The following is a 19,512-nucleotide window of genomic DNA, read 5'->3' as shown; positions in this document are numbered from 1 at the left end:
ATACTAAAGGATTTCATTTATTTATAAGGGGGAAGGGAATTTATGAAAACACTTGTAATTGTAGCACATCCAGATATTGAAAAATCAAGAATTAATAAAAGATGGATAGAAGAACTGGAGAAATATTCTAATGAGATAACAGTACATGAATTGTATAAAGCAGCTCCCAATTGGGAATTCGATGTTGATTATGAACAAAGACTATTATTAGAACACGATCGTTATATATTTCAATTTCCGTTCTATTGGTATAGTTCACCACCATTATTAAAAAAGTGGTTTGATGATGTGCTGACGTACGGTTTTGCATATGGTTCTACAGGGGATAAAGTACGTAATAAAGAATTTGGTTTGGCGATTTCTATAGGGGGATTAGAAACGCAGTATAAAGATGGGTTTACAATGAACGAACTAACAAAACCATTTCAGGCAACTTGTCTATACACAGGAATGAAGTTCATACCAACATTTACGTTGTATGGAGCAGAATACCAACTAAAGGATGAAGATATCGAAAGAAGTGCAGCTGAGTATATTAACTATATTATGAATAAAAGTAATCTTTATATATGATTTAAAAATATCCCGATCCTTTATAGGTATCGGGATATTTTTATTGGTTTGAAATAAAGTTTGAACAGAATGGATTCCAATATAAAAAATCGCCGGATAGAAAAAAGAGGGCCCTTTTTCATGACTAATTCATATGAGATATGACTTGTTCGGTTGAAAGTTGTTATGTAAGAGATGTGTTAGTGGGTTTTGAAACTTTCTTACCATCTTTATAGTCAAGGCAAGAAACTTCAATTAATAAACCATTAAATACTGTAAAATAAAACCCATAACTACTACCTCTCATTGTATAAGGTTCCTTGTCTATTTCAATGCCTCCAGCTACTAAGCGATTATATGCTTGATCAACTTCACTTGAAGTTTCCACTAAAAATCCAATATGAAAAGCTTCAGGATATCTAACAGCCTTTTGCCCTTTGAATGCTTTTGGATCACTTAACACGAGAATAAATCCATTCTCATCACTCATTACTACAAGAGCCTTTCCTTTTTGTTCTAAAAATTGAAAATCAAAAAATGTCTCAAAGAAATGTCTAGCTTCTGATAAATCATCAACACATAGATTTAAATGGTTTAACCTCATTCAATCATCTCCTTTTAAACAGGAAATCCCTATATTAGTAACATTTGAAAGGGAATAGACAAGTATTTGAATGTTACGGTCATGGCTTTCTGTTTAGTTATAGTTAAGGCAACTAGACTATATATATGCTATGTAACATCATAATTATTCTATTCGTACCTTTTGATCTTTACTAGAAATAGAACAACAAACTAGTGAATCTATTCTTGCTAACCCTGTACAGGGTTTAGCGGTTAGAATGGGGGGGGGGATAATGGGAAGTGAACAAGAAATGATGAATATATTTATTAATTTACTAAATTCTGTATTTCATTTAAAATGATAAAGAAAATTCTAATAATATAAATTATTTGGCGGGAAGTATGATTCGTAAATTTCAGTCTTTGAGTATAAAGGAAGAGATAAAAATTGAAACAGCCATTGTTACAAGTAGAAACCGAAAGGCTTATGATCCGTCCTGTTCTAAAAGAAGATTATATAAGTTGGTATGAAGGTTTCCACAATCGTTTACCATCTCAGTATAAGTATGATGATGGTTATCAAGATATGGCGTATTCAACAAAAGAATGGTTTACCGAATGGATACGTGGCTTTGATGAATCAGCAAAACGAGATGAAATGTATGTGTTAGGAGTGTTTCGTAAAGAAGATGGTGCGAATGTTGGTAAAGTTGAGCTTATTACAATTTTACGAATGGATTATCAATGGGCGATGATGGGGTATTCGATTCACAATCAGTATTGGAAAAAGGGCTATGGCTTAGAAAGTGTACGGGTCGCTATGGACTTATTCTTTGATCATCTTAAATTCCATCGCATTGAACTGCATATAAATGTTGATAACGAGCCATCGATTCGTCTGGCGGAAAGAGCAGGATTCGTTTTTGAATGTACAAGAAAAGCGTTTTCTCTTGATAACGGAAAATGGACTGATTATTTAATTTATTATAAAAATCGTCCTGAAGAGGTTTGATCCATCTTTAGGAGAGTTAGATTGGTAGTTTCAATTTTTGTATAGAAAGGTGAACACAATGTACAATCTTACAACTATTCAAAACATATTTGGCCCCTCGAAAAAAGTATTAAATGGTTTGCCAAATGCAGTAACAATTGAAGAAATGGATGAAGATTCTTTTTATGATGCTCAAAATTATAAAGAGCAGATAAAAAAGTTTGAAGAGCTTTGTTCAAATTGGAATGTAAAAAGAGCAAGCATTTTACTAGATAAAAGTTTCAACAGTTATACTCTGAGTGCAAAAGTGTTACGTGAATTTGGCTTTGAGCTTTATGCAGCGAAAATAGAGGTGTTTCGTAAGCTTTCGGATAGCGTAACTCTAGAAAAACAGTATGATTTTCGCTCTATAGACGTAGGGACGTTGTCTGAAGAGGAATTTAAGTCGCTTTGGGAACGATGTATGTCAGATTCGGACAACAAATCATCAAGTCTTAACATTAATGAACATTTTCATGCTATACAAGCAGAATTAGGTAAGGGGTGGGAAAAATCATGTATTGCTTTTTATGATAAAGAGCAACCGATTGGAATATCCATTCCTCATATTGAACCTGGTACGAAGAATGAAGGTCGATTATTTTATTTTGGACTATTGCCGGAGGAACGTGGAAAAGGACTTAGTGCTCATATCCATCTTCAATCTTTATACATGTTAGAACAGATGGGGGCTACTTATTATATTGGAAGTACTCATATGACAAATGAAAAAATGCAAAAGGTTTTTTGGAAAAACGGATGCTCTATAAGGACAGAAACGGAATTGTATTGCAAAATATTTAAATAAATTCAGGAGATGAGAAAATGAAGGAAATAAAAGTTTTCCATTATGATGCATTTAGTACAAAGCCAAATATGGGAAATCCAGCTGGGCTTGTAATAGATGCAGAAGGATTAACTAATGATGAAATGCAGCTTATTGCAAAAAAGGTAGGATTTAACGAAACGTCTTTTGTGCTTCCTTCGAATGTAGCGGATATAAGGATCCGTTATTTTACACCAGGGCATGAAATGAATCTTTGCGGACATGCGACAGTGGGAACTATATTTGCACTTCACGAAAGAGGGCTACTGAAGGGGAAACGAAATCTCACAATCGAAACGAAAGCGGGTGTTTTACCAGTACAAATAGATATAGATGAAAATAGAGAATCATTTATTAAAATGAGACAAACGGCGCCACAGTTTCAAAAGTTTGATGGTTCCATTGAAGAGTTAGCGCACAGCATTGGACTTCATGGAAATGATTTAGATGAAACGCTACCAATTGTGTATGGGAGTACTGGAATTTGGACTTTATTAGTTCCAATTAAAACGTTGGATGCTTTTCAAAGAATGAAACCAAATAATGAAGAGTTTCCATCTATTCTAAAAGAAGTACCGAAGGCATCGATTCATCCTCTTTGTTTAGAGACGTATGATGAAGCAGCACATATGCATGGCCGTCATTTTTCATCACCTTATTCTGGAACGATAGAAGACCCAGTGACGGGAACTGCTTCTGGGGTAATGGGAGCTTACTATGCTAAGTTTTTGAAAAAAGATTTTAATAGTGAAATGAAATTCATTGTGGAACAAGGGCAAGAAATGAATAAAGATGGTCGGGTCGCTGTTTATGTAACAAAGAAGCAGGAAGATGAGTCCCTACAAATTGAGATTTCTGGAACTGCAGTGTATGTAAAAGAATTTCAAATTTCGATTTGAAAAAAGTCCGGTCATATACCGAACTTTTTTCATCTGTTTAAAACTTCAATAAAAGAGGCATTTCCATTTTGTCTCATTACAGAATGAAAATTGTTATTTTCTAACGTTTCGGCAACCTGTTTTAACTGTCTCACATCATCATGATGAATTAGTAAACTATCTGCTCCGCTTTCTTCAATGTGGAGATGCTCAACCTTACCGATAGCCTCATTTACAGCTTGTAAAAAATCGGGTTTCATATATATCCTCCTATATGTACAGGTATTTTTTTATAGCATGCCTGTATTTATCAAAATTAAAAGTTGGCGGGAATACAAGAAGGGCTCATTGTTTCATACTTCTAATTCGAAGCAGGTTTTCTTTACGTGAAAATAAAATATGTATGAGGGAAAGAAGTGTGAAAAGGAGAATTGAAATGAATATAGCAGGGTTTAAAAATTCGATTGAAATGTTATTTAGAGAGCATATTCATAAATATGGTGATGATGAATATGGCTTCACCAATATTAGCAAAGAGGAATTTTGTAAAATGGGTTATACAACGAACCTAACGCTGGAAACAATCGAAGAAGCACGAGTAAATCAAGTCGATATGATCATTACACATCATGCACCGTGGAGCTTTTTATTCGGTATGGAAGAATCTTGTGTTGAGAAATTAAAAGAATATGAAATCAATCATTTTTGGATACACTTACCTTTAGATTTTGTGAACTTTGGAACTTGCACTTCATTATTTAACGAAATTGGGATTGATAAAATACTCGAATATTCTTCGTATGAGGAAGAAGAGTTACCTGGGATTGGAGAATATGAATCTCCTATTTTGTTTTATGATTTTGTGGAAAGAGTAGAAGAGAGATTAGAGGAAAAGGTAAAAGCATGGAAGAATCATAATCGTCCGGTGAAACGAGTAGCAATCTTAACAGGAGCAGGGAACAATACAAATATTATACAAAGAGCATTAGAAAAAGGTTGCGATACATATATAACGGGAGAGAAAACGTTATATACGGTTCAATATGCAAAATTTAAAGGAATCAACTTAATTGTTGGTAGTCATACGTTTACGGAAGTTTTTGGGGTGGAAAGTTTAGCTTATAAATTAAAAGAGCTGAATCGGGCATTAGAAATTACTAGATTATATGAAGAGCATTTGGAGTGAAGAAGAGAATGACAAAGATAGACGCGAACTATGGGGAGTCGAAGGTGAAGTTAACCTGGATAAAGGCAAATACATTACAGATTTCCCGAACGGGAAAGCCCACTACGGTGCGACAGCACCCCTTTTAAGGGTGGGATGGGAGTGAGTTCGGATACGGAGTACCACTTGAAAACCGAAAGGTTTGTGGTGCTTCGAGTATCCGGAATTTTCACTCTTTTTTTGTATATCTGTATCAGTTTATAAATGAAACTGATACAATGTGTATATGAACGAATATAGGAGAACCAACACAACCGTATCATTAATTAACTATCATTTCGTTTTTTGTCCTCGATACAGAAGGAAAATATTCCTTCGTGCTGATGTAGAGGAACGTTTTAAACAGTTGGCACAAGAAGTATGTGAAGAATTAAAAATTGTCATTGTTGCTTTAGAGTGTGACAAAGACCATACACATATGTTTCTAAATACACTACCAACACTTAGTCCTGCTGATATTATGGCAAAAATCAAAGGAGTGACTTCTAAAAAGTTGAGAGAGGAATTTCCTCATCTCGGACACTTGCCAAGCCTATGGACACGTTCTTATTTTGTATCTACCGCAGGAAACGTATCGAGCGCAACTATTAAACGATATGTCGAACAACAAAAAACAAGGGGGTGAATCAATTGTCTCAAACGATAACAGTTAAAGTTAAATTGCTTCCTACAAAAGAACAAGCTTCCATCTTAAATGCTATGGGAAAAGAATATATCTCTACAATTAACGCACTTGTATCTGAAATGGTTGCGGAAAAGAAAACGACAAAAAAGACGACAAAAAATGTTCCTGCAAACATTCCAAGTGCAGTTAAAAACCAAGCGATTAAGGATGCAAAAAGTGTATTTTCTACAAAGATAAAGAAAAGCAAATACACGATTATTCCTATTCTCAAGAAGCCTGTTTGTGTGTGGAACAATCAAAACTATTCGTTTGATTTCACCCATATCCGTCTACCTTTAATAATAGATGGAAAAGCAAAGAAAGTGCCTGTTCGTGCCTTGTTGGTTGATAAACACAACCGTAATTTTGATTTGTTAAAACACAAATTAGGCACGCTTCGCATCACGAAAAAATCAACCAAATGGATTGCACAAATTTCCGTCACCATTCCTACAAGCGAAAAAACAGGAACAAAGATAATGGGTGTAGATTTAGGTTTGAAAGTTCCTGCTGTTGCAGTAACAGATGATGAAATGGTGCGTTTTTTTGGCAATGGCAGACAAAACAAGTATGTCAGACGTATGTTTAAATCTAAACGTAAAAAATTAGGAGAATCGAACAAACTGAATGCTATTCGTAATCTCGATGATAAAGAACAGCGATATATGAAAAACCAAGATCATAAAATAAGTCGTGCGATTGTAAATTTTGCTAAAGAAAATAAGATTTCTGTCATTCGCTTAGAACAACTAGCGAATATCAGACAGACGGCAAGAACAAGCCGTAAAAACGAAAAGAACTTGCACAATTGGTCATTCTATCGCCTATCTCAATTCATTGAATATAAAGCGAATTTAGTCGGTATTAAAGTTGAATATGTGAATCCTGCATACACAAGTCAAACGTGTCCTAAATGTTCTGAAAAGAATAAGGCACAAGACAGAAAATACAAGTGTAATTGCGGATTTGAAAAACATCGTGATTTAGTCGGTGCTATGAATATTCGATATGCACCTGTGATTGATGGTAATAGTCAATCAACCTAAGATGCTATATGCACTGTCTTAGGAGGGGCAATGAGATGCCCTCATCTTGAAGGCTGTTCAAAGCAGAAATGAACTGTGAACGTTTAGTCATTCAAGAATCCCATCCGTCGCACCATAAGGTGTAGGGCTTGCGGCTTTAGCCGTGGGAGTCTCAAGAGTGTCCATGGTTTTTGTTTTTATAAAAACAAAGTGGTATTAATAGATCATTATAATCGCAGTTGGGATTTTCCAGGAGGTCATATTGAAAAGGATGAAACACCAGAAGAATGTTTTCAGAGAGAGGCATGGGAAGAAGGGTATGTGAAAGGAGAATGTACCTTACTTGGATATATTATTGTAGACCATAGCGAAAATCCAAAATGGAATGAAAAGAGTCCATACCCAAAAGTAGGATATCAACCATTTTATCGGATGGATATTTCAGAAGTGCATGATTTTAACGGAGAGTATGAATCAAACAGAAGGATATTTGTGAAACCGAACGAGGTTACATTGTATTATCCAAAGTGGAATGAGATTTATGATGAAATAGTAGCTGCTGCATTATTGGTTTCAGAAAGATAGAGATTCCTTCTTTTATAATATAAGGATTTTTAAAGGTTTTTTCTTATATTTGTCAAATAATTATAAAGTCGTTTCATTTAATAGTAGTGATATTCAAGTACGGGTGCAGAATAGGAATGAGAAAAATGAATATTTCGGAAATTATTGAACAATTGGTTGTTAATGAAGTTATTACTGATTATCCGAAAGGGTACAAAAAATTAACTGGCGGTACTACAAGTAGACTGTATCTTCTAGAAGGAAAAGAGCAGTGTGTTGTAAAGTTGAATGAACCAAAGGTCATTGAAGAAGAAGCGTATTTTCTTGATTTTTATGAAAATGAAAGTATATTTCCTAAGCTTTTGTATGTGGACCCGCTCAATAGATATATGGTCTATTCATTTATCCCTGGTTCCACAATTTATGATGTCGGAAATAAAAGGGATGTTCTTTGTACACTTGTACAGGAAGTGATTAATAAATATAAAGTGGCTATGAAAATGGATCAGTGGGGATGGAAAGAAGGACCGGTAGACTCTTGGCAGGATTTTCTTTTAAACAGAGTGATGGAGGCTAATGAGAATGTAAAATCTTACATTACACAAGAAGAGTTTCATAGTGTTCTTAAATTAGTACACAGTCCAAATAGAACGGTACATAGCAATCAACCATATGTATTACATGGGGATTGTGGATTCCATAATTTTATATTTAAGGAGCATAAATTATATGGTGTGATTGATCCTTTGCCAGTTTTGGGAGATCCAATATATGATTTAATTTATGCATTTTGTTCGACGCCTGAAGATTTAACGAAAGAAACTATAGACTATGTAGTAGAACAATGTGTATTTCATAAGAATACAAATGGAAAAGTTTTATATGAAGAAGTACTAATAGGGTTGTACCTTCGATTAGAAACTTGTATCAGGCATCATCCTGAAGATTTAGAAGCCTATTTAATAGCATGGCGTTATTGGATAAATGAGCTTCAGTAAAGAAATAAAATGCTTTATTTTTAGAATAACAGCTTAAAAGAATCGAAAACAAAATGGGGATAGGAGAAATGTTATGAAAAACTTTATTTGTACAACATGTGGCGTACAATATGCAGCAAGTGTAGAAGAACCAGTGAATTGTATGATTTGCAATGAGGAGAGACAGTATATTAATCCGAAAGGTCAATCTTGGACAACACTGGAGGATTTACAAGAGAGTAATACATATAAAAATGAAATCATTGAAGAAGAAACAGGGCTTTATAGTATTACAACAAAACCAGAATTTGCGATTGGCCAAACAACTTATTTGGTAAAAACAGATTCATATAATTTATTATGGGACTGTATTGCTTATTTTGATGAAAATACAATTGAAAAGGTAAAAGAATTAGGAGGGTTAGATGCGATTGCGTTATCCCATCCACACTATTATTCTACTCAAGTTGAATGGGCAGAACGGTTCGATGTACCAATCTATATACATGAAGATGATAAACAGTGGGTTATGCGTCCGAGTAAACATATTGTTTTTTGGTCAGGAGAATCATTGCAATTAGCTGATGGACTCACTATACATCGTCTAGGCGGACATTTTAAAGGTGGTTCTGTTTTACACTGGTCACAGGGCAGTGAAGGGAAAGGGATTTTATTAACAGGGGATATTATTCAAGTTGTAGCGGATCAGCAGTGGGTGAGCTTTATGTACAGCTATCCAAATTTAATTCCGTTACCAGCAAATAAAGTTGAAGAAATGGCTAAAAGAGTAAAGTCATTGCCTTTTAATCGTCTATACAACGCTTTTCACCGAGTAGTAAAAGATGATGCAAATGAGGCGGTTCAGCGTTCGGCACAGCGCTATATTTCAGCCTTAGAAGGGAAATTATTTCATACATAAAAGGGGAAACGGAAATGAACACATTAGTATGTTTTGGTGATAGTATTACAGATGGTGAAATATTCTGGAATGGCGAACCTAGATTAACTCCGCGTTTACAAGATTTATTTCCTGATTGGAAAATAGTAAATGCAGGTGTTTCTGGTGATAATACATTCGATGCTTTGAGAAGAATAGAAGAAGATGTGTTATCTTATGAGCCGACATTTGTAACGGTCTTTTTTGGCGCAAATGATGCGGCATTTCATAAACAAGTATCATTACAAGAATATGAAGAGAATCTAATTGAGATTGTGAAAAAAATCTCACCAGAAAAGATGCTGCTAATTAGCCCGGCACCAGTGGATGAGGAAAGACAGCACGCAAGAACAAATGAAGTATTATCACAGTATGCAAAAGTGGTGAAAGAAGTGGCAAAACAAACAGGAAGTTATTTTCTTGATCTACATTCTCATATGATTCAAGAATTGGATTATATGAGGTTTGTAGAAAATGAAGATCGTGATGGGCTGCATTTTGGAGAGACTGGCTATGAATACTTATCAGCGTTAATCGGGGAGAAGTTAAAAGGAATTTTAGAATAAACGGTGGAAAAGAAAAAGCAAAGCTACTGGTAGCTTTGCTTTTATTGTTTCCTTTTTGGTCTACGTACTAATTCACCACCGCAGTTTGGACAAACATGATGCGTTTTTTCTGTGCATGGTGCACAAAATGTACATTCATACGTACAAATATAAGCCTCCGAATCTGTTTGAAGTGAAGTGTTGCAAGTTTGACAGTTTGTTTTCATTTCTAATGCCATATGATTTCCTCCTACTTGTATGAATGTTTGTAATTTAATGATAATATAAACGGGAGAATATGTCTTTTTCATATGAAAGTATATTTGGAAGTTAAATTAGCATTTGCAATGAAATGTGCTATTTTATTTTGAAATTGATTGTTTAGTGACTTTTAAAGATTCATTAAAGGGGATTTAAAGCAAATCTATAAGTTTGTTAGTTGCTAAAACGGTAGCAAACATTTCATGAAGACTTACTAATGCAAGCTTATGGATATCTTCTGCATGATGATAATTTCCATCATATGAGATTCTACCAAATGTAGTTGTCGCATCTGAAACGACATAAGTTGAAAAACCTAAATTACCAGCCATACGTGCTGAAGTGGATACGCAATAGTCCGTTGTTAAACCGATAATGACGGCAGTTTCATAATTGTGTTCTCGTAAATATGCTTCTAAATTGGTTCCGATAAAAGTGCTATTCACATTTTTTTGAAATACTGGTTCATTTGGAAGTGGAGTAGCAAAGTCTTTAAATTCACTTCCGCTGCTTTCTTTTCTTAATGGGTGATTTTCTTTATTTGAGATGTGCTGCACATGAATTACAGGACGATTTGTTTTTCTCCATGTTTGTAATATAAGCTCCATGTTTGTTTCGGCATGTATATTATTGCGTTGTCCCCAGTAAGAATCATCGAATCCTTTTTGAATATCAACTAGAATAAGTGCAGCATTTTTAGGTAATCGATTCATTTGTTATTCTCCTTTTCAAAAGTGATTTATTTTCCATATGGTAATGATATCAATTATTGTAAAAGTAGAGAATTTCCAGTATTTTTGAAGGGTATAACAAAAAGTTTGAACAAGGGGATAAAGAGGATGGAGATTGAGTGGTTACGATGTTTTTTACTTTGCTCAGAGTATAAAAGTTTTTCAAAAGTAGCAGAGCATTTTCATATGACACAACCTGCAGTAAGTAAGCAGATAAAGAAATTAGAAGCTGAATTAGAAGTGGAATTATTAAGTAGATCTCCACAAGGTATAGAATTAACAGAGGCTGGTATGTATTTTCAAAAAAGAATAATTCCATTCGTTAAAGAATGGGATGGCATTAAACAAGAAATGAAAGACATGGGAGAATCCGTACGTGTAATATTAGGTTTACTACCTAGTCTTGCAGCATTCTATCTTCCAGAAAAACTTGTTGGAGGCCAAAGTGAGAATATGAATTTAGAAACGAAAGTATATGATATGTCTAAAGAGATTATGGAAGATATTTTATCAGGGAAATTAGATGTAGGTTTAGTAGATGAAAAGTGGGTACCAAAAAAGCTTTGGAATAGGCAGTTGTTTGTGGAACCATATGATGTAGTTTTTCAAAAGACACATCCGCTTAGTAAAAGAGAAAATGTAACCATAAAGGAGCTGTTATCAGAGAATTTAGTTATGTATCCAATCGGTTGCGATATTCGAAGAGCGATTATGGAAGAGTTTGAAAGATTGGAAGTAAAACCTAATATTAGTTCTGAGGTATCGTTTCGAGACTTTATTCTTGGGATGGTTGCTGCAGGGGCAGGAATTACAATTGTTCCACGGACGATTTCAGAACGTATTGAACATTTGCCACTGCGTACGATATCCATCCGGGATTTTCAAAAACAAAGAGCAATATATTTGATTGCACGAAATGAAAGGATTGGTAAAGCTCTCTTTAAGATGTTTACAGGAACTGCTTTGTAATTGTTGGAAGGTAATTTTATTACAAACTATTTCTTTTATATACATATCTATACAAAATTGAACAAGTAATACAGCAACAGGGGGTACATGTTTTGTTAGAGAATAATAATTTTTTGGATTCAAAAAGTGGTGTGAGTTTTAACAGTTTACGCGCTGACTGTGAGAATTGCTTCGGCTTGTGCTGTGTTGCGCTTCCTTTTGCAGCTTCAGCCGATTTTGCTGTTAATAAAGATGGTGGTAAGCCGTGCTCTAATCTACAATCAGATTTTCGTTGCAGTATTCACAAAAACCTTAGGCAGAAAGGTTTTAAAGGATGTACTGTATTTGAGTGCTTTGGTGCGGGGCAAAAAGTTTCTCAAGTTACCTTTGAGGGAGTTGATTGGCGCAAAGGTCCAGAACAGGCAAAGAAAATGTATGATGTTTTTCCAATTATGCACCAACTTCATGAGATGCTTTGGTATTTGAATGAAGCTTTAACGTTAAAGGTGACAAGTCCGATTTATGGGGAGATTCGTGACGCGATTGAGGAGACAGAACGACTTTCAAGGCTTAGTCCAGATTTACTAATGAAAATAAATGTTCCATTACACCGAGCAGATGTAAATACTCTTCTTTTAAGGACGAGTGAACTAGTATGGATGGAGTCACGTCACCGGTATAAAGGGACGGAAAAAAATAAGAGAACTGACCACCGAGGAGCAAATCTCATGGGGGTAAAGCTTAGAAGGGCAGATCTTAGGGGAGCGAATTTAAGAGGGGCATACCTCATTGCTGCTGATCTTCGAGGTGCTGATTTAAGAATGGCTGACTTTATCGGTGCTGATTTACGAGATGCTGACTTAAGTGGAGCAAATCTAACAGACACTATTTTTCTAACTCAAGTCCAGATTAATGCAGCGAAAGGGGACGCAAACACGAAATTACCAAGTTTACTTTCTCGTCCAGCGCACTGGTCTGCTTGAGAAAAAGGTAAATGAAACATTAGGTTTAATTCAATATAAATGTATGTAATAGCTTTATAATCAAAAACACAGGCCGTATTTTTTTTATAGCCTGTGTTTTTGATATTGTTAGTTTTTCTTCTCAAATGTGGCAATGATTACACTAAATATAATAAGAGCACCACCAATAAAAAAGTTACGATTTAACGTTTCATTTAAAAGTAACCAGCCTAATAATGAACCAACAATAGGCTGAAAAAAGAAAAACAATGAACCGATGCTGGCATCCATTAACTCAAGTCCTTTATTCCAAAGAAAAAAGGCTCCAGCGGTCGAGATGATTCCTAAATATAAAATACCTAAAATGATAGTGGTATTTAAGTCCCCAAATGGATTAGATTGTAATTCCCAAATCATGCAGGGTGTAATGAAAAATAGTGAAAAGAAGATTGCGTACGTTGTAATGACTAAAGATGAAAATTGTTGAGAAGCAATCTTTACATAAATAGATAGTAGAGCCCATGTAATCGCAGCCCCCACTAAAATGATTGTGCCGATAAAATAAGAGCCAACTTCTATATCCCACCCAATAACAATTGTGACGCCTAGTGTAGCTAAGACGGTAGAGAGTATTCTGCGAGTCGTTAAGTTTTCTTTCAAAATCAATGTAGCAAACACGACCATAAATGCTGGAGTGGCCGATGTAACTAAAGAGCCTGTGTGCGCATCTGATAATTTTGTTCCAACAAATTGGCACGTAATTGAAACAAAGTAACCGATGAAGCCAATCCAAGCAAAGAGTAGCCAATCTTTTTTGTTTATTTGTATCGTTGTTTTTTGTTTTCGTTTTGTCGTTTTTAAAATCATGTACAAAACTACAAAGGCAATAATAAAGCGAAGCCAGACAAGTGTGAGAGGCGGAATAAAGTCTAGTACATATTTACTAACAACATACATACCACCCCAAATACTTGCTGCAAGTGATAAACATATAGCGCCTAAAATTGTTTGTTTCATTGTGAAATACCTCCGTCTATTTATAGGATTGTAAAATAGGGAATCCTAAGACGAGGCATGTTTTTTTATAAAAAATACGTATGCCCGTCTTAGATTATAGACGGATTACAGGTTGATCGTTTTCAAATAGGTTGTTGTAGTACATAAGAATTTCTCCTCTCAATATTTTGTATTTGTTTATCATAAATAAGTTTTATAATAAAAGTATAACTTAATTTTCAGATTATTGGAGGGGTAAAATGAAATATGTTGTGATTCAGTCTCACACTAGTAATTATCCAGAACCAATTAGTTTAGAAAAAGGAGATCAAGTGCGAGTTGGTAATATATATTCAGGGCCAGAAAACTGGAACAATTGGGTATATTGCCGTGCTGAACATAGTGGTCTGGCGGGATGGGTTCCAGAGCAAATAATAACATGTGAAAACAGTGATTCTGGTATTGTGCTTGAAACATATACGGCGAAAGAATTAAATGTAGAAAAAGGAGATATTCTCATTGGTTTAAAGGAATTAAATGGTTGGCTATGGTGCAAGAAAATAGAATGTGAAGAAGTTGGTTGGATTCCGAAAGTAAATGTACGGTTAAAGCAAAAGATGTATTTTGAAAATTAATATGCTGAAATATGGATAAAAATATAACTCAATTCTTTTCGCCCTTGTGTTATAAATTATAAATTCAAACTCATGAAACTCTAAATAAGAGAAATAATAGTAAAATAACCCTTGTATTTCACTGGGTAAAATATGGCATAATCATTTTGTCGCAAAATATATAGAAAAATAAGGGTATGTAAAAGGAGAAAATGAATGAGTTTTGCTATTGAAGTTTTAATTCAAGCAGCAATTGATGTCGTGTTTGAATATGTAAAAGATGATGAAAAAACGAAGGAATGGAATACATTTTTAATCGAAAATCGTTATCCGTTAGAGCGAGTGGAAGAAAATCCACGTGTAGGAGATACATTTATTTCCGTTCAAAAAATGGGTAAGAAAATATTTGAGTCGGAAGTGGAAGTTTTAGAATATGAAGCACCGTATATCATTACTCTTGGCGGTGAGATGAAACAAGGATATTCTACTACAACATACATATTGTAAGAAGAGGAAGGCACACTTCTTACATTAATTGTTGAGTATACACCTAGCAATCTATTCTATCGTATTTTATATAAATTAACAGATTGGATGTATGGATCAGCTTGAACGTTTAGCAGAGTGTGTAGAAGCTACTCATAATAAAGAAAAAGAAATATAGGAAGAAGGAGATCTGCAACATATAGCGGATCTTTTTTGCATATATTGTGAATAATAAACCGTCACGTTTGACTGTATAGTTTATGTATTGTATGATGTTCTTAACATAAATGGGGAGGGAAAAATCGTTGGGAAGGTGTATCGAATCGGACAGTTGGCTCACTTGGCTCACGTATCGAAACGAACGATTGATTATTATACGAATCTAGGTATCTTAAAAGCGGAGCGATCTCAATCTAATTATCGCTATTACGACGAAACAGCATTTGAAACATTACAATTTATTGAGAAATGCAAGGAAATGCATATGCCGCTTTGTGAGATTAAAGAGAGGATCGAGGAGAGGAAGAAGCTGCTCGGTATCAATGAACACGTTTCGAAACAAGTGAATGAAGTGACAAACCATATCCATCGATTAGAAACAGAGCTAACACAGTTGAAACCTCTGTTAGATGGGTTAACAGATTCACAACGTGAAAAAATATCGAAATCTTTATCGGGTCAAACGACAGCTTTAATACAAACACTGATACTATTTTTATAGTTGAAGTTGGATCCAACTCTTTTAATTTCTGTATAGGGCTATGTTTTCTAAAGAAACAGAGAATAAGAAAACATTATAAGTATACAGGAGGTGAACACCTTAGTTTTTTTACTAAGGGGATTCATTGGAAATATTTAATTTAGTCATGGTTGCGATTTTAATCGCATTTACTGGATTTTTCGTAGCAGCAGAGTTTGCGATTGTTAAGGTACGTTCAAGTCGTATAGATCAGCTTGTTGCGGAAGGAAAACGCGGTGCGTTAGCAGCAAAAAAGGTAACAACAAATTTAGATGAATATTTATCTGCTTGTCAGTTAGGAATTACAGTAACGGCAATGGGACTTGGTTGGTTAGGTGAACCGACAATAGAAAAGCTATTGCATCCATTATTTGAGAAATGGAACTTAAACCCTTCTATTTCACAAGTATTGACTTTTGGCCTTGCATTTATGACAATGACGTATTTGCACGTTGTAGTAGGGGAATTAGCTCCGAAAACAATGGCAATTCAAAAGGCTGAAAGAGTAACTTTATTATTTGCTGGACCTTTAATGATGTTCTACAAAGTGATGTATCCGTTTATTTGGGTACTAAATAGTTCAGCGCGTGTCGTAACTGGCTTATTCGGTTTGAAACCAGCTTCTGAACATGAAGTAGCACATACGGAAGAAGAGTTACGTCTTATTCTTTCAGAGAGCTATGAAAGTGGAGAAATTAATCAAGCAGAATATAAGTATGTAAATAATATCTTTGAATTTGATAATCGCATTGCGAAAGAGATTATGGTACCACGGACAGAAATCGTCGGTTTCTATCTCGAAGATTCAGTAGAAGAACACATGAAAATTATCCAAAGCGAACGATACACACGTTATCCAATCTTTGGAGAAGATAAAGATGATATTATCGGTATGGTCAACGTAAAAGACTTCTTTATTCGATATATGAAAGGCGATACAGAAGATTTATCATCTATTCGTACGTATATGCGTCCGATTATTGAAGTGATGGAAACAACTCCAATTCATGATTTACTTCTGCAAATGCAGAAAAAGCGAATTCCAATGGCTGTATTATATGATGAGTACGGAGGTACAGCCGGAATTGTAACGCTTGAAGATATATTGGAAGAAATCGTCGGCGAAATTCGTGATGAATATGATGAAGATGAACATCCACCAATTCAACATGTAAATGAACATCATAAAATTGTTGATGGAAAAGTGTTGATTTCAGAAGTGAAAGATTTATTTGGTCTACACATCGAGGAAGAAGATGTGGATACAATTGGTGGATGGATTATGATGCAGAATCATGAAATTGAAGAAGGACAATGTGTCGAAGCAGAGGGATATGAGTTTAAAGTTCTTGAAAAAGACGCATATCAAATTAAGCGCGTTGAAATTCGAAAAATTGATCATCAACAAGAGAAAGCAGCAACTGTATAGGTTGCTGCTTTCTTTTTCACCTATCGCAAAACTTGAAACAAGGAGCGGATATTTTGATTGAAGTTGCGTTACGAGTATACAAACTACAATTATATATGATCTTTAGTGGTTTACTACTTCTATGGACGATAACGCCTTTTTCAAAGCAAGTTACTGGATTCGGGATCGGATTAGCTGTAAGTGCATACTGTCTTTGGTTGTTAGCCAGACGAGTTGAAAAGATTGGGAAAAGTATTGTATTAAAACAACGTGCGCCTGGATTAGGAATTGTAAATCGTTTTGCAGCTGCGATACTAGGTGCGATCATTATGTATGAAATTGAACATGAAATGGAAATGTGGGCATTTGGTACGGGCATTTTAGGTGGTCACTTTTTAATGATTGCGAATTTAGCGTATGCGAATATGCAGTTAGTAAGAGAAGAAGAGGAAAAAAGAAAAAGGGTTACACAGGATTCAAAATAAGAAGATAAAGTGAAACTTTAATCAGTGGGGGTCTTACTGCCCGTTAATGCGGGATAAAAGGGAACCGAAAACGGTTCTTTTTTTATTTTCTTATTTTTTCATGGAAAAATAAAAAAGTTTAGAAAATCCATCGCTTTCTAAAGGTTATATATGTTATTATGACAAAAGACTTTTTTGAAAGAGGTGGATGCAAATGTTACAAGCGCTACTTATTTTTGTACTTCAAATTATTTATGTTCCAGTTTTAACGATCAGGACGATTTTGCTTGTAAAGAATCAAACAAGATCCGCTGCTGGTGTGGGATTACTAGAAGGGGCAATCTATATTGTAAGTTTAGGAATTGTGTTTCAAGATTTATCAAATTGGATGAATATTATAGCCTATGTGATCGGTTTTAGTGCCGGACTTTTATTAGGCGGTTATATAGAAAATAAATTGGCAATTGGGTATATTACATACCAAGTTAGTTTACTAGATCGTTGCAATGAGTTAGTTGATGAGTTAAGGCATTCAGGATTTGGTGTAACTGTATTTGAAGGGGAAGGGATAAATTCCGTACGCTACCGTTTAGATATTGTTGCGAAACGTTCCCGCGAGAAAGAGCTTTTGGACATTATTAATCGAATTGCACCGAAAGCGTTTATGTCTTCCTATGAGATTCGCTCTTTCAAAGGCGGCTACTTAACAAAAGCGATGAAAAAACGAGCATTGATGAAGAAGAAAGATCATGCTTCATAAAAAAATTAGCTAATTTCTTTTGATTTAATTGTGTTACACATTGTATAAAAAGAAAAGGATAGATGCAGGCAGAAGCAATCTGAGTGATCTATTCTTTTTTTTTGCCACAAAAGAGCTCATTTGCTACTACAACATAAATGGTTTGTAGTATGGAAGGGTGACTTGTTGATATAATAGCTGAAAAAGAAAGTTTTAAATAAATTTGATATTTGTTTCGTATCGTCATCTTTTATTTTTAAATACTCAAGAGATATTTTGTTCTAGACATCATTTTTTCGTTACAGTGCGTATAAGAAGATAAGGAATTGCGGGAACAGCTGAAAATCGCATATGCGAAGATGTATGAAAGAATATGATCAGTTAATTGGAGAAGAGATTTGAATTACCAAAAGAGAATATGTTGAGAATCTTTAAACTATTTTATTCCGATATAATGATATTTATTGAAGACGAGGAGGAAAAAGCGTGTATAAATTACCGTTAGGCTTACAAATACCAGATCGAATACCAGATCGAATTGATTATCCAAGGGGGGATGATTACCACACTATACAACAAAAACGGGCGAGAGCGAACATTGTGGAAGGATACAAGATGAGAGAGATTGAAGGTGAAAAGTTTCAGTATTTTACCGAAATCAATATTGATGCTGATAGAATTTGGCACTTGTTTGTAGCATTAGTTAATATAATGATTAAAGAAGGGATAGCTTATGGAATTGTAGGAATGAAAGGGGAAGAGCCCGTTCTTAGTCGCTTTACTGAATCTGACCGAATCATGAATCTTTTCAAAGAATATAAATTTGAACTTACAAATGATGGATTTCTCCAATTTGGAATCGCGACTGAAGATGGTACATCCTATAATGAAATTTTTGTGACAAGCTTTAAAACCTTTCAAGTGTGGAGTGAAAACAAAAGTGACGTTCTAACTGCGTTGAATCAACTGCATTTAAAGGAGTATAAGGACCTGGAATTCATTCATGATTTTCCAATAAGGTCAAAAGCACTTTCTCCACAACAATACCCTGGGATTCGACATTACACAGAGGTTTTGGAAGAATTGGAAAAAGCATTTTCTCTCTTATTATAATGAATATGTTCTGAAATAGGAAATCATAAGAAGGCGAATAAAGAGGTTTATAAAAGAAAAAAGTACATCACTTTAGATAAATGATGTACCAATGGATATATAATGTATAACCTTATATAGTTTTTCTTTATTCTGTAAGAGTAGACTTCTCTTTTTTATGTAGAAAAGTAGAATTTATTTTTGTAAAAAATCTATATTCTCTCTTAAATCGTGAATAATTATCAGATAATACTAGATCTGTCTCTTATACACATCTCCGAGCCC

The 19,512-nt window shown here is 34.7% G+C and carries 24 protein-coding genes and 1 pseudogene; 20 read left to right on the top strand and 5 right to left on the bottom strand.

Annotated features, from left to right (window positions below; all coding sequences use genetic code 11):
- Positions 1 to 42: 42 nt before the first annotated feature.
- Positions 43 to 573, top strand: coding sequence for an NAD(P)H-dependent oxidoreductase (locus JDS96_RS23950; RefSeq protein ID WP_003207773.1), 531 nt, complete (start codon positions 43 to 45; stop codon positions 571 to 573).
- 163 nt (positions 574 to 736) lie between these two features.
- Here the strand turns inward: JDS96_RS23950 and JDS96_RS23945 are convergent, their stop codons facing one another.
- Positions 737 to 1,156, bottom strand: a complete 420-nt coding sequence (locus JDS96_RS23945; RefSeq protein ID WP_018766260.1) for a VOC family protein — start codon at positions 1,154 to 1,156, stop codon at positions 737 to 739.
- A 408-nt stretch (positions 1,157 to 1,564) separates the two neighbouring features.
- Between JDS96_RS23945 and JDS96_RS23940 the strand changes: the two genes are divergently transcribed.
- From JDS96_RS23940 to JDS96_RS23930, 3 genes are read left to right on the top strand one after another with little or no spacing between them, the layout of a single operon-like run.
- A complete protein-coding gene (locus tag JDS96_RS23940; protein ID WP_199668244.1) occupies positions 1,565 to 2,128 on the top strand; it encodes a GNAT family N-acetyltransferase in 564 nt (187 codons plus the stop codon).
- Between the two features lie 58 nt (positions 2,129 to 2,186).
- Positions 2,187 to 2,954 (top strand): GNAT family protein, encoded by a 768-nt coding sequence (locus JDS96_RS23935; RefSeq protein WP_199668243.1) that lies wholly within the window; start codon positions 2,187 to 2,189, stop codon positions 2,952 to 2,954.
- Between the two features lie 17 nt (positions 2,955 to 2,971).
- Positions 2,972 to 3,871, top strand: coding sequence for a PhzF family phenazine biosynthesis protein (locus JDS96_RS23930; RefSeq protein WP_199668242.1), 900 nt, complete (start codon positions 2,972 to 2,974; stop codon positions 3,869 to 3,871).
- A gap of 29 nt (positions 3,872 to 3,900) precedes the next feature.
- Here the strand turns inward: JDS96_RS23930 and JDS96_RS23925 are convergent, their stop codons facing one another.
- Positions 3,901 to 4,110 (bottom strand): hypothetical protein, encoded by a 210-nt coding sequence (locus JDS96_RS23925; protein ID WP_003198717.1) that lies wholly within the window; start codon positions 4,108 to 4,110, stop codon positions 3,901 to 3,903.
- Positions 4,111 to 4,286: 176 nt separating this feature from the next.
- On the opposite strand from JDS96_RS23925, the gene JDS96_RS23920 reads away from it, so the two are divergent.
- The 7 genes from JDS96_RS23920 (at position 4,287) to JDS96_RS23890 (ending at position 9,808) form a co-directional block, all read left to right on the top strand.
- A complete protein-coding gene (locus tag JDS96_RS23920; protein WP_199668241.1) occupies positions 4,287 to 5,036 on the top strand; it encodes a Nif3-like dinuclear metal center hexameric protein in 750 nt (249 codons plus the stop codon).
- Positions 5,037 to 5,301: 265 nt separating this feature from the next.
- The gene (gene tnpA, locus JDS96_RS23915; RefSeq protein ID WP_199668240.1) at positions 5,302 to 5,700 is read left to right on the top strand and encodes an IS200/IS605 family transposase; all 399 of its coding nucleotides are present in this window, start codon (positions 5,302 to 5,304) and stop codon (positions 5,698 to 5,700) included.
- Positions 5,701 to 5,705: 5 nt separating this feature from the next.
- Positions 5,706 to 6,785, top strand: a complete 1,080-nt coding sequence (locus tag JDS96_RS23910; RefSeq protein WP_199668239.1) for an RNA-guided endonuclease TnpB family protein — start codon at positions 5,706 to 5,708, stop codon at positions 6,783 to 6,785.
- Between the two features lie 102 nt (positions 6,786 to 6,887).
- On the top strand, positions 6,888 to 7,349 hold the full coding sequence (locus JDS96_RS23905; protein ID WP_199668251.1) for an NUDIX hydrolase: 462 nt from the start codon (positions 6,888 to 6,890) through the stop codon (positions 7,347 to 7,349).
- Positions 7,350 to 7,474: 125 nt separating this feature from the next.
- Positions 7,475 to 8,326 (top strand): aminoglycoside phosphotransferase family protein, encoded by an 852-nt coding sequence (locus JDS96_RS23900; protein WP_199668250.1) that lies wholly within the window; start codon positions 7,475 to 7,477, stop codon positions 8,324 to 8,326.
- A gap of 73 nt (positions 8,327 to 8,399) precedes the next feature.
- Positions 8,400 to 9,224, top strand: a complete 825-nt coding sequence (locus JDS96_RS23895; protein WP_199668238.1) for an MBL fold metallo-hydrolase — start codon at positions 8,400 to 8,402, stop codon at positions 9,222 to 9,224.
- Between the two features lie 14 nt (positions 9,225 to 9,238).
- Positions 9,239 to 9,808 carry an SGNH/GDSL hydrolase family protein gene (locus JDS96_RS23890; RefSeq protein ID WP_199668237.1) on the top strand — a complete coding sequence of 190 codons (570 nt, stop codon included), beginning with the start codon at positions 9,239 to 9,241 and terminating at the stop codon, positions 9,806 to 9,808.
- Positions 9,809 to 9,849: 41 nt separating this feature from the next.
- Here the strand turns inward: JDS96_RS23890 and JDS96_RS23885 are convergent, their stop codons facing one another.
- Positions 9,850 to 10,026, bottom strand: a complete 177-nt coding sequence (locus tag JDS96_RS23885) for a DUF1272 domain-containing protein (protein ID WP_003198705.1) — start codon at positions 10,024 to 10,026, stop codon at positions 9,850 to 9,852.
- A 174-nt stretch (positions 10,027 to 10,200) separates the two neighbouring features.
- On the bottom strand, positions 10,201 to 10,761 hold the full coding sequence (locus tag JDS96_RS23880; protein WP_199668236.1) for a cysteine hydrolase family protein: 561 nt from the start codon (positions 10,759 to 10,761) through the stop codon (positions 10,201 to 10,203).
- 126 nt (positions 10,762 to 10,887) lie between these two features.
- On the opposite strand from JDS96_RS23880, the gene JDS96_RS23875 reads away from it, so the two are divergent.
- Together JDS96_RS23875 and JDS96_RS23870 are read left to right on the top strand one after the other, a co-directional pair.
- On the top strand, positions 10,888 to 11,748 hold the full coding sequence (locus tag JDS96_RS23875; protein WP_199668235.1) for a LysR family transcriptional regulator: 861 nt from the start codon (positions 10,888 to 10,890) through the stop codon (positions 11,746 to 11,748).
- Between the two features lie 92 nt (positions 11,749 to 11,840).
- Positions 11,841 to 12,710 carry a pentapeptide repeat-containing protein gene (locus JDS96_RS23870; protein ID WP_199668234.1) on the top strand — a complete coding sequence of 290 codons (870 nt, stop codon included), beginning with the start codon at positions 11,841 to 11,843 and terminating at the stop codon, positions 12,708 to 12,710.
- 108 nt (positions 12,711 to 12,818) lie between these two features.
- Here JDS96_RS23870 and JDS96_RS23865 read toward each other — a convergent pair whose 3' ends face one another.
- Positions 12,819 to 13,706: a DMT family transporter gene (locus JDS96_RS23865; protein ID WP_199668233.1), complete on the bottom strand. Its 888-nt coding sequence runs from the start codon at positions 13,704 to 13,706 to the stop codon at positions 12,819 to 12,821.
- 239 nt (positions 13,707 to 13,945) lie between these two features.
- Here JDS96_RS23865 and JDS96_RS23860 point away from each other — a divergent pair, with 239 nt between their 5' ends.
- The 7 genes and pseudogenes from JDS96_RS23860 to JDS96_RS23830 all read left to right on the top strand — a co-directional run bounded on the left by JDS96_RS23860 (position 13,946) and on the right by JDS96_RS23830 (position 19,248).
- Positions 13,946 to 14,320: an SH3 domain-containing protein gene (locus JDS96_RS23860; RefSeq protein WP_003207757.1), complete on the top strand. Its 375-nt coding sequence runs from the start codon at positions 13,946 to 13,948 to the stop codon at positions 14,318 to 14,320.
- A 195-nt stretch (positions 14,321 to 14,515) separates the two neighbouring features.
- A pseudogene (locus tag JDS96_RS32375) lies at positions 14,516 to 14,963 on the top strand (SRPBCC family protein).
- A 135-nt stretch (positions 14,964 to 15,098) separates the two neighbouring features.
- Positions 15,099 to 15,506 (top strand): MerR family transcriptional regulator, encoded by a 408-nt coding sequence (locus JDS96_RS23850; RefSeq protein WP_018766274.1) that lies wholly within the window; start codon positions 15,099 to 15,101, stop codon positions 15,504 to 15,506.
- 124 nt (positions 15,507 to 15,630) lie between these two features.
- Positions 15,631 to 16,953 carry a hemolysin family protein gene (locus JDS96_RS23845; RefSeq protein WP_018766275.1) on the top strand — a complete coding sequence of 441 codons (1,323 nt, stop codon included), beginning with the start codon at positions 15,631 to 15,633 and terminating at the stop codon, positions 16,951 to 16,953.
- A gap of 53 nt (positions 16,954 to 17,006) precedes the next feature.
- Positions 17,007 to 17,417: an ATP synthase subunit I gene (locus JDS96_RS23840; RefSeq protein WP_199668231.1), complete on the top strand. Its 411-nt coding sequence runs from the start codon at positions 17,007 to 17,009 to the stop codon at positions 17,415 to 17,417.
- Between the two features lie 193 nt (positions 17,418 to 17,610).
- A complete protein-coding gene (locus tag JDS96_RS23835) occupies positions 17,611 to 18,156 on the top strand; it encodes a DUF2179 domain-containing protein (RefSeq protein ID WP_018766277.1) in 546 nt (181 codons plus the stop codon).
- 465 nt (positions 18,157 to 18,621) lie between these two features.
- Positions 18,622 to 19,248 (top strand): hypothetical protein, encoded by a 627-nt coding sequence (locus JDS96_RS23830; RefSeq protein ID WP_199668230.1) that lies wholly within the window; start codon positions 18,622 to 18,624, stop codon positions 19,246 to 19,248.
- The last annotated feature ends 264 nt before the right edge of the window (positions 19,249 to 19,512 follow it).

Origin of the sequence: Bacillus cereus group sp. N21, assembly GCF_016483395.1 — a bacterium.
GTDB classification, from domain to species: Bacteria; Bacillota; Bacilli; order Bacillales; family Bacillaceae_G; genus Bacillus_A; species Bacillus_A pseudomycoides.
The sequence above is the reverse complement of the archived record's forward strand: the minus strand, read 5'-3'. Positions and strand labels throughout refer to the sequence as shown.